This is a genomic window from Vibrio hepatarius, from assembly GCF_011806575.1.
In the GTDB taxonomy this organism is placed as follows: domain Bacteria; phylum Pseudomonadota; class Gammaproteobacteria; order Enterobacterales; family Vibrionaceae; genus Vibrio; species Vibrio hepatarius_A.
This window is the reverse complement of record NZ_JAATOO010000005.1, coordinates 94343-109825: the sequence shown is the minus strand read 5'-3', so window position 1 is coordinate 109825 and position 15483 is coordinate 94343. Positions and strand designations below refer to the sequence as shown.

Below are 15483 nucleotides of genomic sequence, written 5' to 3'. Positions count from 1 at the left end.
GTCTGGCGTATCACCAGTCGTTGGTGAATTGACTCACAGACAACTAAGGAAACAAGGGATCAATCCGATGAAACATAGTTACCGTTACCTAACTAGCACTGCGCTGATCGCCGCCAGTTTTTTCGCAAGCAACGCATACGCAGAAACATGGAAATTCGCTCTAGAAGAAGTCAAAGGCTCGGTGCAAGATGCGTATGCTCAGGAGTTTAAAAAGCGTATTGAAAACGCAACCGACGGTGATGTTACCGTTGAAGTTTATCCTTACGGCACGTTAGGTCAGTCTGAAGACCTAACCGAGCTTACCGCCAACGGTATTATTCAGTTTACTAACGCTTCTCCGGGGATCTTTGGTTCTTTTGTACCGGAAATGCAAGTTTTCTCTATCCCTTACTTACTCTCGCAAGACAATGAGGTGAACAAAAAAGTCCTCAGTTCCAGCCCAACCATTTATGACACCTTGGGGGGTAAATTGGAGCAGAAAAACCTCAAACTACTCACCATGTACCCAGAAGGCGAAATGGTGTGGACGACCAACCGTGAAATCCGTTCACCTGATGATTTCGACAACTTCAAAATGCGTGTGATGGCTTCGCCAATGTTGGTCGAAGCCTACAAATCTTTCGGTGCTGACCCTACACCACTGCCATATTCTGAAGTGTACGGCGCACTGCAGCTGAAGATGATCGATGGTCAGGTCAACCCTGTGTTTGCGATTGAAGAGATGAAGTTTTATGAAGTCAGTGACTACATGATCTGGGCGGGTCAGCAGCAGTTCACTACCACAGTGATCACCAACAACAATTGGTTCAATACACTTTCTGCTGAGCGTCAGCAGCAGGTAGAAAAAGTCATCACTGGCATGAACGACTTTATCTTCGCTAAACAAGCCGAATTTAACCAAGCGCGCTTAGAGCAAATCAAACAAGCGAAGCCGGAGATACAAATGATTGAGCTAGATAAAGCGGAAAGAGCGGCATTTAAGCAAGCGTCGATGGCGATGCGTGACAAATACGCTGAGCTAACAGGTAAAAGTGGTAAAGCGGTTCTGGAGTCGCTCGACCAAGAGTTCAGCCAATAACGCGAAGTTTTTCGCATAAGGAAAGTGGCCTGCGGGCCACTTTATAGCGGTTGACCAATCGCAGCATCTGGCGCGGTTGGTATCGAACAGGGAGAATCACCATGCGCCTCGATCGTTACGATGTCAAAATTCTACAAATTCTTCACGACAACGGTCGTATCACCAAATCTCATCTTGCGGAAGCGATTAACCTGTCCGTCAGCCCTTGCTGGGAGCGGGTCAAAAAGCTCGAAGAAGCCGGCATCATCGAAGGTTATGGGGCAAAAGTGAACACCGATGTATTGTTTAAACGCACGTCGGTGATGGTGGAGGTCTCTCTCAAAGAACACAACGCTCAAGCATTCAAACGTTTTGAGCAGTTGGTGATGCACTCGCCCGAAGTGACCGATTGTTATGCCACAGGCGGCGGCGTGGATTACATCCTCAAGATTCAGTCTGAAGACATCGACCAGTATCAACGCCTTATCGATAACTGGCTTGACTCTGAAGTTGGTATTGAACGTTACTTCACCTACATAGTGACTAAAACCATTAAGCGTGATTCGGGAACGTTAGAAATCAATCAAAACGCGTTGTTCTAAAAGGGAAAAAGTGTCTGCAATGGGAGCAGAAAAATCACTATTTTAGTGCGTGTCGAAAAGAAAAATTTCACGCCTGGAAGCCTAGCATCAGAAATTATTCAGCACGCTTCTCCATTACAGTTTAACTATGGACAACGACGCTGGGAGAAGGACTCATGACAGCACTACATAGCTTGCATGGCGATGAACTGAAAGCTTCACACGACATGATGGCAATAATGGAAGACGTACGTTTGGTGAGAGGGTTGGCATACGTCAATGGCAAATGGGTCAGTGGCGACCGCTTTCATCCAGTGGACAACCCGGCTGATGGCACTGTGATTGGTTACATCACCAAATTGTCTCAACAACAGTTGTATCAAGCGATTGATGAAGCGGATCAAGCGTTTCGTCAATGGCGAAAACTGTTGGCGGAAGAACGTGCGGAAATTCTAATGCGTTGGCATGACCTGATCTTGGCATCAAAACAAGATCTGGCGCGATTAATGGTGATGGAGCAAGGTAAAACCCTCGCCGATGCCCAAGGTGAGATCGATTATGGAGCATCGTTCATTCGCTGGTTTGCTGAAGAAGCGCGTCGCAGTTACGGCGAAACGATCCCAAGCCATATCCCCAATGCGCAGCTGTCGACGGTACGTGAACCGATTGGCGTCGCGGCATTGATTACGCCGTGGAATTTTCCAAACGCCATGATCACGCGCAAAGCCGCCGCGGCGTTAGCGATTGGCTGTCCGGTGATCATCAAACCTGCCAGTGAAACACCGTTTTCCGCTTTGGCATTAGCCGAGTTGGCAGACCGTGCAGGGTTTCCGGCGGGGGTATTCAATGTTGTTACCGGTGATGCAGTCATCGTGTCTCAAACGTTATGCCACTCCGATAAAGTCAAAGCACTGTCGTTCACTGGCTCGACTCGCGTGGGCAAACTGTTACTGCGTGACGCGGCGCAAACCGTGAAAAAGTGCAGTATGGAACTCGGCGGGAACGCACCGTTTATTGTCCTTCCAGATATGGATGTCGAGCAGGCAGCAAAAGCCGCAGTGGACGCCAAATTCCAGACCGCAGGACAAGACTGCTTGGCAGCGAACCGAATCTTTGTTCCACAAGATAAATACGAAGCGTTTCTTGAAGCGTTTGCCAAACAGATGAACACCATAGTGCTGGGTAATGGGCTGGACGACAACGTCACCATGGGACCGTTGATTAATCGCGCCGCGGTCGATAAAGCTCATGATTTGGTGCGTGATGCGCTGGATAAAGGCGCGAGATTAGTCGCAGGCTTTCACACCGCGGTACCGGGTGAGAATTTCTTTGCTCCGACTTTGCTGGCAGATGTCACGCCAGAGATGGCGGTCTACCGTGAAGAGAATTTCTGTCCAGTCGCGGGCGTGTTGTCTTACCAAAACTTGGACGACGTCATCGAGATGAGTAACGACACCGAATATGGCTTGGCAGCCTACGTGTACGGACACGATATTCACCAGATCTGGCAATGCATGCGTGGTTTGGAGTTCGGCATGGTGAGCGTCAATTCCGTCAAGATGACGGGACACCCAATCCCGTTTGGTGGCGTGAAGCAGTCCGGGCTAGGGCGTGAAGGGAGCCGTCACGGCTTTGAAGAATATAGCGAAATTAAGTATTGCTGCTTAGGCGCTTTGCCTACCGTCAGTGGCAGTTGAGACACGAAATATGGATATCCAAAAGGAGAAGGACCATGAGCAACAAAACCCAACAACTACTAGAGATCGATCGTCAACGCGTATTTCATGCCTCAACTCACCTGAAGCAATATGCGGCTGGGGAGCTTTCGGGAAGGATTATCTCGAGCGGAAGCGGAATTCGAATCACCGATTCAGAAGGCATCGAATTGATCGACGGGTTTGCCGGATTGTACTGTGTGAACATTGGCTATGGCAGGACTGAGATGGCCGAGTCCATTTACGAGCAGGCGAAAGAACTGGCGTACTACCATACCTATGTCGGTCATACCAATGAAGCGCTGGTAAAACTCTCAGATCGTATCATCAAGATGGCACCGAAAGGCATGAGCAAAGTGTACTACGGCATGTCTGGCAGCGATGCGAACGAAACTCAGCTTAAGTTGGTGTGGTACTACAACAACGCTCGTGGTCTACCAGAGAAGAAAAAGATCATTTCGCGTGACCGTGGTTATCATGGCTCGAGTATCGCATCAGGCTCAATGACTGGGTTACCACTTTTCCATGCTCATTTTGACCTGCCACTTGAACGAATCAAGCACACCATGGCGCCATATTACTATCGCCGTGAAGACGAAAGTATGTCTGAGCTGGAATTCTCACAGTACTGTGCTGACCAGTTGGAAGCGATGATCCTCGCGGAAGGGCCAGAAACAGTGGCGGCGATGATCGCTGAGCCTGTGCTCGGTACCGGTGGTATTGTTCCGCCACCAGAAGGTTATTGGCAGGCGATTCGCAAAGTGTTGGATAAATACGATGTGCTGTTAATTGCCGATGAAGTGGTGTGTGGTTTTGGTCGTTTAGGCTCAGACTTTGGTTCTCTACATTACGACATGAAGCCGGATCTCATCACCGTCGCGAAAGGTTTAACCTCGGCGTATCAACCACTGTCTGGCGTGATCGTTGGCGAACGCGTTTGGAGTGTGCTAGAAGACGGTACCGACCAATGGGGGGCCATCGGCCACGGCTATACCTATTCTGGTCACCCGATGGGCGCGGCGGCGGCGAACTGTAACCTCGACATCATCGAACGAGAAGGTTTGGTGCAAAATGCAGCAGAAGTTGGCGCTTACTTGCAGCAACGCATGGCGGAGACTTTCAAAGACCACCCGCTGGTCGGTGATACACGCGGTGTTGGTTTGTTGCACGCGCTTGAGTTCTCGTCAGACAAGTTACGTCGTGAGCACTTCGACGCCAATCTAAAAGTGGGTCCGCAAATCGCGGCAGCGTGTTTGGAACAAGGTTTGATCGCACGTGCAATGCCACATGGTGACATTCTAGGCTTCGCACCACCGCTGATCGCCAATCGTAACGACATCGACACCATCGTCGATAAAGCGCATCAGGCGGTCAATAAGGTGATGGACAATCTCGTCACCTCCAAACAGTGGCAACCGAAATAATCACCTCATATCACACCGCCCCTTGCGGGCGGTTTCAGGACAAGAACTCAATGGAAGCACAAGCAATCTTTGCCGCGAAAAAAGCGATTAACGGGCTAGTAAGCCGCACGCCATTGCTTTATTCGCCACTCCTTTCACAGCAGTATCAATGCGAAATTTGGCTAAAACTGGAAACGCTACAACCCATTGGTGCGTTTAAACTCCGTGGTGCGACCCACGCGATGAACAAGCTCACCGATGAGCAGAAACGTCATGGTGTGGTGACTTGTTCTACGGGTAATCACGGTCGAGCCGTCGCCTACGCTGGGCAACGTTTGGGCGTGCGTACGGTGATCTGTATGTCTAACCTAGTGCCAAAAAACAAAGTCGACGCAATTAAGGCGCTGGGCGCCGAGGTTCGTATTGTCGGACAGGCGCAAGATGACGCTGAGCGTGAAGCGTTACGACTGACGGAACAAGAGTCGATGACGTATCTCTCGCCGTTTGAACACCCAGACATCATTGCAGGTCAAGGCACGATTGGATTGGAAATACTTGAAGATCTTCCCGATGTGGATGTTATCTTTGCTGGCCTGTCAGGCGGTGGGTTGATCGGTGGGATCGGTTTGGCCGCCAAATCTAATAATAGCTGCGTCAAAGTGTATGGCGTTTCAATGGATAAAGGCGCGGCGATGGTGGAAAGCCTCAAAGCGGGTAAGCCTGTGCAAGTGCCGGAATATGAGTCGTTCGCCGATAGTCTCGGTGGCGGCATTGGTTTGGACAACCGCTATACCTTCAAGCTGGTTCAACAGGTGATGGACCAAGCGTTTCTGGTCAGTGAAGAGAGCATTGCTAAAGGCATGGCAGATATTTTCGACGCTGAGAAGTTTGCTGTGGAAGGTGCGGCCGCCGTCGGTTTAGCCGCTATTTTTCAGCATCAACTCGATCTGAAAGGCAAGAAAGTGGTGTTGGTCGTGAGCGGGAAAAATGTCGCGTCCGATACTTTTGAAACCGCGCTAAAAATCGGCCGCCAGGCTCGTGAATAAACGGGAGTCACGTGGATGAAAATCTATAACAGAGCTCAAATCGAGCAAGTGACCAAGCTGAATCTTGACGCATTGCAAGCCGTCGAAGCGGGGTTTAGCGCGCTAGGTCAGGGCAAAGTGACGATGCCGCCAATCCTCAGTATGGCAATCGAAGAGAGTAATGGTGAGGTAGACGTAAAAACCGCTCACATTCAGGGCAATGAGCGTTTTGCGATTAAGATCAGTCCAGGTTTCTTTGATAACCCGAAACTGGGGCTGCCAAGCCTGAATGGTTTGATGGTGTTGTTCAGCGCTAAGACAGGGCTGGTGGATAGTGTGCTGTTTGATGAAGGGTATCTCACCGATATTCGCACTGCGTTGGCGGGCGCGATTTCCGCTAAGCACTTGTCAACCCCCAACGCCGCAAACATTACTGTGCTCGGCTGTGGACTACAAGCCGAGTTGCAAGCCGCCGCGATTGCATTAGTTAGGCCGATCCAACACATCAATGTTTGGGCGAGGGATGAGTCTAAGGCGAGTGATTACCAACAACGAATGAAGCAGCGCTATGGTTTGTCTGTCACGATACATCCGAGCGTTCAGCAGGCATGCCGAGATGCAGAAATTATCGTCACCACCACACCATCAAAAGAACCGCTACTCAATTGGCAGGACATTCCTCGCGGGACGCATGTGATCGCGATGGGGTCTGATAGCCCGCATAAACGCGAGTTGGCTACCTCAGTGATTCTCAACGCTGACCATCTGGTTGTCGACCGACTGAGCCAGTCAGAGTCGCTCGGTGAGTTGCGCTACATCGAAAAACCGTTGACGCGTTCGGTATCGGAACTTGGCGATATCGTGTGTGGCAAGGTGCGTTTTCAGCGTCACGCGGATGATATCTCAGTATGCGATTTAACCGGTACGGGCGTTCAAGATACCGCAATTGCCAACTACACCGCGCAACAACTCTCCAACTAACCGATTTTCCTGTGACTTTAGCGGTGGGCGATCACCGCTCTTTTTGAGGGCTTAACCCATGCCAGAGCTCTGCACATTTGACTGCTTGACCACCCAGTTTGAATTTACACCGGATGTTTCCCCTTACCAACGAGCGATTGGGCTGATGCAGCTTGCAACCGATTATGTGCTCGAAAATGAATGGCGTGAGCATCTACCGCAAGATGTCCGCTTGTACACCTCCCGCTTTTTGACGACAGGAAGTGTCGATTTGCAACATCTTCACGAAATGCAGCACAGCATCCGTGACTGCATGCAGACGATTGCCCCAATGTGGCCCATCAACGTGGTTGCGTTTGGATGCACATCGGCGAGCATGCTGATTGGTTCTGAGCAGATCGGTGAACTGATACGGCAAGAACGTCCAGAAGTGATGACCACCAATCCGTGGCAGGCCGTGTTACGCGCTCTCGAATATCATCAGGCAAAACGTATTGTTATGTTGACGCCATACACCAACGAAGTGAATCTGCCACTCTATCAGGCGATGACAGCGCAAGGCATCGAGGTGGCGGCGTTTGGTCATTTCAATCTCGATTATGATCCAAACATTCCAGCCATTGGTGGCGCTGATATAGAGAACGCGTTAGAGCAGTTATTGGCCTCAATTGATTATCAGGCGGACGCGGTGTTTATTTCATGTACCAATATGCGTGTGATGCATCTACTGCCCCATTTTAGCCAACGTTTTGCTCTTCCTGTGTTGAGTTCAAACCAAGTCATGCTGTGGGACGCGTTGAGATTGATCGATAGCTCCGCGCAAGGCCTAAACTAACGGTATAGGGAGTCACCTTCTTCAAAGTAGTGAGCCTAACGAGAACGCCTCTGTGTACTAGGCTCATCCGCTGTTTTGTCTCAATAGTTGCGAATGCTCAGCGCTCTGCACGTTATCTCCACTCGAGCCCATGCGCCACTGAGTTAGATATTCTCGAAGAGCGTCTAAATGTCGATGCTATGTCTTACAAACCTATCCTTCAGCCTGTAGATTCTCTCAAACCATAACCTTATGTGAAGTTAATCAAGTTCTCATTAATAGTATGAATCAATTATGAGATTGCAATCTGTTTGCTGAGTATATTGTCTTTACCAATTTATCTATGAACCTATAGTTTTAAAAATGTGAAATAACGTTTTACTAAATGTAAAATTTTGGTCTGATAATTGGAGGGTGTCTTTTGCGTAAAAGTAAATTATCGCTGTTAACGGTGTCTGTACTTATCGCGGTCGGCTGTCACGATGACAATACGTCTAAACATGGGGATGAGACCGTGGACAGACGTACTTATCAAGCGAAAGTGATAGATGGATATTTACGTGGTGCTCAAGTGTGGCTTGATGTTAATCAAAACTTTCAACTTGATGAAGGAGAGCCCACCGCGTTGTCTCAGGAAGGAGGATATGTAGAACTTGACGTAACGAGTCTCGCTGGAAACCCACAAGACTATCCACTGGTCACAAGAGTGATTAAACATCAAACGATCGATGAAGATCACGGTGAAGTACTGAGAAAATCTTATCTTATGGTCGCTCCAGAAGGTATTAACAACGTTACGCCGTTAACCCATTTGCTATATAGCAAGCAGCGTGCTGAAGGCTTAACGTTAGAAGAAGCGAAGTCTCAAGTTGCTGCGCTGGTGAATATGTCGGATGAAGACGCTTTAGTGCAAGATTATTTGCGTGAAAATCAACAACAATTACATGCGTTTGCCCGTAGTTTTACCGTCGTACTATCCGATTCAGGAACTCAACCTACGCAGCACGACTTAAACAAAGCGAGTCAAACTCTTGAATCTGTCGCTAAAGCAATAAATCAGTTTATAAAGAGTGAAAGTGGGCCTATAGACTACCAAGCGATACAATTGCGCAGTATTGCTGAGAACGAAGAGGTATTGGCTGACCCGCAGATGTTGGTGAAACTGATTTCAATGCGTGACACCGATGGGGATGGCATTACGGACGGTTTGGACGACGACGACGATAATGATGGTGTAAGCGACGACCAAGATGCATTTCCTCTGAATACGCATGAATCGAAGGATTCGGATGGCGATGGTATTGGTGACAACAGTGATGCGTTTCCTTTTGATGCCAGCAATCAAGAACAGGTCATTGTGGATGCCTTTGAAAAAGAGTTGAAAGAGCAGGTTGAGAATGCACAGTGGCTGAAAAATCAAGCTAAGCGCCAACAAGAACAAGCCCACCGTGAAAAATTGGCACTGGAAACTCAACTCGATATTCAAGTATTAACGGTACAAAATGAAATTAATCAACTTAACGACGAGATTGCTGCTGAATCTTCGGAAGAAAAAGCACAATATCTACAAAACAGAGTTAATAAACTCGCAGACAAGATTCAACAGTTGAACGAAGACTTTAACGCTACAGTATCACCGGTTAATGCCAAACTTAACCAGGCGACAAAGCTATTGGCTGTCAGTGAACGTATCGAAAATAAAGTCTCTGATCAAAAAGAAAAGATTGAGAATACTTACAACATTCAAGTAGCCATCGATACACCCGCCACGTCTGACGTTCAAACAGATCAACCTTCAACAGCAGCTAGCGATTTTGAAAAACTGCAGCAGCGAATCGTACCTGACTTTATTACTCAGGAAGCAAAGCGTAGTGCCAAATCCGGGAAGTCTACGCTGGCACAGGCCAATGAATATATTGCTCAGCAACTCGAAGACGGCAGCTGGCCGGGGATTGATTATGCTTCTCAAGGGAGAGACTTTTGGGCGCCTTCGCAACACCTCGATTACATGAGGAAGATTGCTGTCGCGTATGCATCTACTGGCTTAGAAATATATAAGACAGCGACGCTGAAAGCTCTCACGCATTGGTTCGACGTCAAGCCAACGTCTCAGTGGTGGTGGGAACAGATCGGTAAACCAAGATACTTAGGTACAGTAGCATTGTTACTGGGTGAGGCGCTACCAGAGTCGATGAAGGAGCAAGTGTCGACGATAATGCCTACCGAACCAAATACCGAAAAAACAGGTGCTAACCGAACCGATATTTCTTTATGTGTGCTGTACAACGGCTTATTACTTCAAGACAGCACCATCGTAGGTGCGGCGTTGAAAGACATTGAAAACACCATTGAAGTTACAACAGAAGAAGGCATTCAGCCAGACTGGTCGTTCCATCAGCATGGTGCACAGTTGTACACCGGCGGCTATGGTGAAGTATTCCTGAATCCAGTGTTGCTTTGGGCGTACAATGTCCATGATCTGCAATGGAAATTTTCTTCAGATAAAATCGATAAGCTTGCGGGTCTGTTGTTAGATGGTATGCGCTGGATGAGTCGTTCAGGTCAGCTCGATTACAACGTGTTGGGCCGAGGCATCTCTCGTCCTAAGACGGAACTTTCCGAGTTGGGTAATCCAACCGATAAAGTTCAGGTGCTTACCAATATGGATATGATTGCCGCTCTAGTACCGGAACGTGCTGATGAAGCACTAGCGTACAAACAACACGTCTATTTTGGTGCCCCTTCGGGGCTGAATGGGTTTCGTCACTATTGGCGAAGCGACTATTCCGTTGCCGCGACAGACAACTTTATGTTTGGCATAAAGATGAATTCAAAACGCATGTCACCTTCTGAAAATGGTAATGGAGAAAATTTGCTGGGCTATTGGCTGGGCTTTGGTTCGACGTTCTTAATGCAGTCAGGCAAGGAATACTACAACATCTTCCCAGTATGGGACTGGCGTAAGTTACCGGGTGTGACTTCACCAGAATATCAGGAAGCGCCGGGTTATTGGGGCTCACCAATGCAAGATGTGACATTTGTTGGCGGTGTGAGTAACGGTGCTGTGGGCGTCGCAACCATGGATATGGACATGGATGTCACACACCTTGAAAGAATAGAATCAAACTGGCGATTAGAGCGTGGTAAGCGAATTCCATTGTCAGACGCTGGTGGTAACACCAAAGCGAAAAAATCTTGGTTTAGTTTTGGTGGCGAAATTGTTGCGTTGGGGGCTGGTATCAGTTCAACGCACCGCGAGAATGTCAATACAACGCTCAACCAGACACTGCTCAATGGCGATGTGACGATTGGTAATGGTCAACGAGTCGTGGCGATGGGTGAACACGATGTCGCAAGCAGCAGTTGGGTTCACCATGATGGTGTTGGCTACGTCTTTTTAGATGCCAGCGAAAGAAGCCTCACGAATAAAACCCAGTCTGGTCGCTGGTCACTCATCAAAAGCGGTGAGTCAGACGATGTGATCAACAAAGATGTGTTCACGCTGGTTATTCCACACGGTGTGAAACCAACGGATGCTTCTTACGAATACATCATTGCGCCTGGAAAAACAGCGCAACAAACTGCGGAATATCAACAAAATTTGCCTGTTCGGGTCCTTCAGAATACATCTGAAATTCAGGCTGTTGAGCATACCTTAAAAAGCACTGTCGGTATCGTGTTTCATCAAGCCGGAATGTTGACGCTATCGCCGGAACTTAGCGTAAAAGTCGATAAACCAAGCGTAGTCTTGTTAGATCGCTCTGGTGCTGAGCTGGTCGTCACAGTGTCCACACCGGGACAGCCTTACAGCGTGGTCAATCTGACGGTGATAAAACAAGGTGTTAGTACCACACAAAAGCTCATTACACCGGGAAGTGCAGCACAGATGGGCAATAGCGTGCAGTTTGTGTTCAGTCAGGGGCAAGATGTTACGAAGTTGAACGATAGCATTGCAGTCGCGGTGTTAGACGGTGGAGCTTTGACCGATCAGGCAACGATAGAAGGAGCCGAAAAACTTAATGCTGGTCTGACGATTAAGCCTACAGAAGATGCTTTTGTTCAGGGGGGAGCTTCAGCGCCGAATAACTATGGCAGCAGCGGGTACATGCAGCTCAAAAATGGCACTGGCGTTTACGATCGCCGCAGTTTGTTGCGCTTTGACCTCAGCCAAATTGGTCAGAATAAAGTGGCCAACGCAACGTTGCGTTTGTATATACGTGGCGTAAAAACTGAGGGGGTTGATCGCTTGATAGCCGCGCGTCTGGTCGAAGGCGGAGCCTGGTCTGAATCAACGTTAACATACAGAAATTTCCCTGACCTAACGATGCGAGCACAGTCAGACGTTACGCGCGTAACCGAAGCTGATAAAGGTACATGGATTGAGCTAAATATTGCCGATGCTATTAACACGGCAACATCAATGAATAACCTAGTGTTGGAACTGGTCGATCTTGGTGCGGATCAAGGGGCAAACTTTATCAGTTTTGCGACCAAGGAGTATGGTAGTAACGGACCTCAGCTGATTTTACAAGGTGTAGCAAACGGAGCCACTGACGCTGACAATAGCTCTGAATCTGATAGCAATGATGCGAGTAATGGTTCAGGCGCGCAAGGCGGTAACAACAGTATGGAAAGCGGAGGCTCAACCACTGAGGATTCGGCCGACGGAACAACCAGCGATACTGTCGATAATGAAAAGAAAGCTGCGGCTGAAAGAGCTTTGGCAAACGAGTTAGAGTTGACCGTTATTCAGGACAGCCGAGTTGAAGGTGGCGCGAATGCCGACAAAAACTTTGGTACCTCGGGGTATATGACCGTTAAGAATGGACCGGGTAAATACGACCGTCGTTCCGTTTTGCGATTTGACCTTTCCTCTCTGGCAGGCGCATCAGTAACGGCCGCGAAGCTGCGAGTGTACGCCAATGTGATTGACCTGAAAACGCTTAGCTCGGCAAGTTTGCAAGCGGTGGAGCTGGATAACTACGACTGGAATGAGCGTTTACTGAGCTGGAACGCGTTACCTGACGTGACTACAGCCAGAACGTCACCTATCGCCACCGTGACGAAGTCGATAAACAATGATGAGGTAGGCGTTGACCGTTGGGTTGAGGTTGATGTGACCGATCTGATTAATGCAAATACAGGTAAACCTTACCTGGATCTGTTGTTGCGCAACCCAAATGCCTCAGACCAAATTACCTACTTCAGTTTTGCGACTAAAGAAAAGGCAGACGGCGCAAATGCAGCGCAATTGGTGATGACGAATAAAGCCTCTGGCTTCTTGCCTTCGGAAACCTTAGCTACCTACCAAGGTGCGCTGAAAAACTGGCAAACTCATCTGGTGGGTACAGCGGAGTTGGCGAGCGATCCTAATGCACAGGCCATAATCGATAAACATCTGCTGTCAGGTAAAACAGCATGGCAGTCCATCGCTCCAAAAAGTGAATGGCACTCGGCACTGTGGAGTGACCTGACTCTGGCAGGAGCGCGCGATGGCCGAGCGATCAAAGACACGTTCCGCAGGCTTAAGCAGATGGCGATTGCCTACCATATGCCTGGCGAGTTGAAAGGAAGTGTGGAGCTTAAGCAAACCTTAATTGATGCGTTGAACACAATGTTGACCACCCATTTCACAACAGGCATGACTCATTTGGGAAACTGGCATGAATGGGAAATTGGCGTACCAATGTTACTCAACGACATTTTGGTATTAATGCGCGATGAGCTGTCTTCAGAGATGATGCAAACGGCCATCGAAGTGTCGCGTTACATGTTACCTGATCCACGTTACCAATATGGCAGCCAAGGTAGCCGAGGCTCGCAATTTAGCAATACTGGCGGTAATCGTGCTGATACCGTGCTCATCACATTGATCCGTGGCTTGCTTGACCATAAAAAAGATGAGGTCGATCTTGCGCTGGCGGCATTACCTCCTGTTTTAAAAGAAGTGACTCGTGGTGATGGCTTCTACCGTGACGGTAGCTTTATCCAGCACGTGGATATACCTTATACCGGAACTTATGGCGGGGTAGTGATATCGGGTGTGAGTAAAGTCATGTTCGTGCTACAAGGGGCGGACATACTCCCAGAGGAACTGAAACAAGTTACCGGACTGGTCGAAAAGGCCTACGAACCACTGCTATTTAGAGGCCAGATGCCGGATATGATGAATGGTCGCGCTATTGCACGTGGCTGGTCGCAATCCAGCGGTGAAGGCGCTGCGCTTTTACGCTCGCTATTGAGGCTATATCCGGCTATACAAGGGGAACCACAGAAGCGCTTAGGTGCATTGTTGAAGCACCATCTTCAGAACAACAGAACGCAAAGTAGTTATGGGGTGGCGACCGACTTAGTCTACGTTCCTATCATCAATCAAATCCTAGCTGATGATACGCTTCTGGCTCGTGGTGAACTTGAAGGGAACTTCCTGTTTCACAATATGGATCGCGTAGTACACAGAAAGGCAAATTACCTATTTGGTATTGCGGCGCATTCAAACCGTACAGGCAACTACGAAGCTGGTAGTCGAGGTGAAAATGCTAAAGGTTGGTACACCGGAGACGGGATGACTTATCTTTATGATGCCGACTTAGAGCAGCATTACAACCATTGGCCATTGATGGACATGGCGCGTCTTCCAGGGACGACCTCAGACACACGTGTCTTAGCTGGCAGTGGCGGTCGTCGCAGTGCTTATAGCGGAGGTCGAAAAACCAATATGGATTGGGTTGGTGGTGCTTCCAACCAAAAGGCAGGAACATTTGGTATGGACTTCCATAACTGGGATGACAGTCTGCGAGCGAAGAAATCATGGTTCATGTTTGACGATGAAATCCTCGCCATTGGGTCAAACATTCAGGGGGAGCGTCTCGCGCAAACCGTTACCGGACTGGATGCTCGCAAGCTGAATGAGCAGGGCGATAATGTGATCATGGTCGATGGGAAAGTGTTCACTGACGGCGCGGTGCCGCAAAGCACAATACACATTGAAGGAAATACGTCAGGTAGCCAACTTGGTATCGTTTTACCATATGAACAGGCCGTTTCCCTAGAGCGCAGTTACCAGACGGGAGACTGGGCTGAGCCATATACACTAAATAGCAGTAAGATGGATAACACTCAAGTACAGGGATGGCGACTACTGAGCACTATTGGGCATAGTGTAGTCAACAACCATTATGCTTATGTGCTGTTGCCACAAAAGAGTGCCGCACAGACCGCACAATATGCAACAGAACCAGAGGTGACAATACTGCATCAAAATGGCCAAATTCATGCCGTGGCAGAGTCTGGTTCAGGTATGTACGCGGCAAACGTATGGGTGAGTGAAGAGGTCACAACACCGGAATTGGTCGTTCGCGGGCAAGTTTCGCTGCTTACCAGAAAACAAAATGGTCAGCTACATATATGGATCGCTCAACCGACCCGAGATGCAAACTCAGTCGAGGTAAAGTTCCCATTGTTTGATGGCTCACAAATTATCAGCGATGATGAGCAGCGTATTCAGTGGCAGGATGGTTTCTTTAAGGTATCAACCGATAACCTCGCGGGAGCCAGTTACCATTTTGTGATTGCAAAATAACATCTTCACGATGATAAAGCTTCGTGACCGTATGCTTTAAACTAACAAATAGCCAGCGTCTGCTGGCTATTTTTACAGATTGAAAGCGTGGGCGCTGTGTTATGTACTTCATGCAATTTTAACTCTGAAGTTTCATCTCTTCATCAAGCATCGACAGGGTTGGTTAAACTCGCGATCAACTATGCGCTCAAAAAAATACATGATGGGTACATTTATATCGCTGATATCTACCCGCAACTTTCCCCCCGTTTATCCAATTGACCACGCACATTTTTACTATCTCTCTAAATTAGTGAAATCACTGGTCTTATTGCACCAATATGCAGCGCACCAAAATGAGCATCAG

General features: G+C 48.5%; 8 protein-coding genes. All 8 read left to right on the top strand.

The features are described from left to right. Positions 1-67: 67 nt before the first annotated feature. The 8 genes from HCZ42_RS05360 to HCZ42_RS05325 all read left to right on the top strand — a co-directional run bounded on the left by HCZ42_RS05360 (position 68) and on the right by HCZ42_RS05325 (position 15137). Positions 68-1078: a TRAP transporter substrate-binding protein gene (locus HCZ42_RS05360; protein ID WP_175579401.1), complete on the top strand. Its 1011-nt coding sequence runs from the start codon at positions 68-70 to the stop codon at positions 1076-1078. A gap of 101 nt (positions 1079-1179) precedes the next feature. Continuing rightward, positions 1180-1659, top strand: a complete 480-nt coding sequence (locus HCZ42_RS05355; protein ID WP_053407142.1) for an Lrp/AsnC family transcriptional regulator — start codon at positions 1180-1182, stop codon at positions 1657-1659. A gap of 155 nt (positions 1660-1814) precedes the next feature. Beyond that, positions 1815-3335 carry an NAD-dependent succinate-semialdehyde dehydrogenase gene (locus HCZ42_RS05350; RefSeq protein ID WP_167419709.1) on the top strand — a complete coding sequence of 507 codons (1521 nt, stop codon included), beginning with the start codon at positions 1815-1817 and terminating at the stop codon, positions 3333-3335. Positions 3336-3370: 35 nt separating this feature from the next. Beyond that, positions 3371-4777: an aspartate aminotransferase family protein gene (locus HCZ42_RS05345; protein ID WP_167419708.1), complete on the top strand. Its 1407-nt coding sequence runs from the start codon at positions 3371-3373 to the stop codon at positions 4775-4777. A gap of 50 nt (positions 4778-4827) precedes the next feature. Next, the gene (gene eutB, locus HCZ42_RS05340) at positions 4828-5802 is read left to right on the top strand and encodes a hydroxyectoine utilization dehydratase EutB (RefSeq protein ID WP_167419707.1); all 975 of its coding nucleotides are present in this window, start codon (positions 4828-4830) and stop codon (positions 5800-5802) included. Between the two features lie 15 nt (positions 5803-5817). After that, a complete protein-coding gene (locus tag HCZ42_RS05335; protein WP_167419706.1) occupies positions 5818-6762 on the top strand; it encodes a cyclodeaminase in 945 nt (314 codons plus the stop codon). Between the two features lie 58 nt (positions 6763-6820). Further along, positions 6821-7576: a maleate cis-trans isomerase family protein gene (locus tag HCZ42_RS05330; protein ID WP_167419705.1), complete on the top strand. Its 756-nt coding sequence runs from the start codon at positions 6821-6823 to the stop codon at positions 7574-7576. 400 nt (positions 7577-7976) lie between these two features. Next, on the top strand, positions 7977-15137 hold the full coding sequence (locus HCZ42_RS05325; protein WP_167419704.1) for a polysaccharide lyase family 8 super-sandwich domain-containing protein: 7161 nt from the start codon (positions 7977-7979) through the stop codon (positions 15135-15137). Positions 15138-15483 lie beyond the last annotated feature (346 nt).

Excerpts from the sequence above, each read along its gene's own strand:
- HCZ42_RS05360 (WP_175579401.1), top strand. The coding sequence starts at position 68 with ATGAAACATAGTTACCGTTACCTAACTAGCACTGCGCTGATCGCCGCC.
- HCZ42_RS05355 (WP_053407142.1), top strand. The coding sequence starts at position 1,180 with ATGCGCCTCGATCGTTACGATGTCAAAATTCTACAAATTCTTCACGAC.
- HCZ42_RS05350 (WP_167419709.1), top strand. The coding sequence starts at position 1,815 with ATGACAGCACTACATAGCTTGCATGGCGATGAACTGAAAGCTTCACAC.
- HCZ42_RS05345 (WP_167419708.1), top strand. The coding sequence starts at position 3,371 with ATGAGCAACAAAACCCAACAACTACTAGAGATCGATCGTCAACGCGTA.
- eutB (WP_167419707.1), top strand. The coding sequence starts at position 4,828 with ATGGAAGCACAAGCAATCTTTGCCGCGAAAAAAGCGATTAACGGGCTA.
- HCZ42_RS05335 (WP_167419706.1), top strand. The coding sequence starts at position 5,818 with ATGAAAATCTATAACAGAGCTCAAATCGAGCAAGTGACCAAGCTGAAT.
- HCZ42_RS05330 (WP_167419705.1), top strand. The coding sequence starts at position 6,821 with ATGCCAGAGCTCTGCACATTTGACTGCTTGACCACCCAGTTTGAATTT.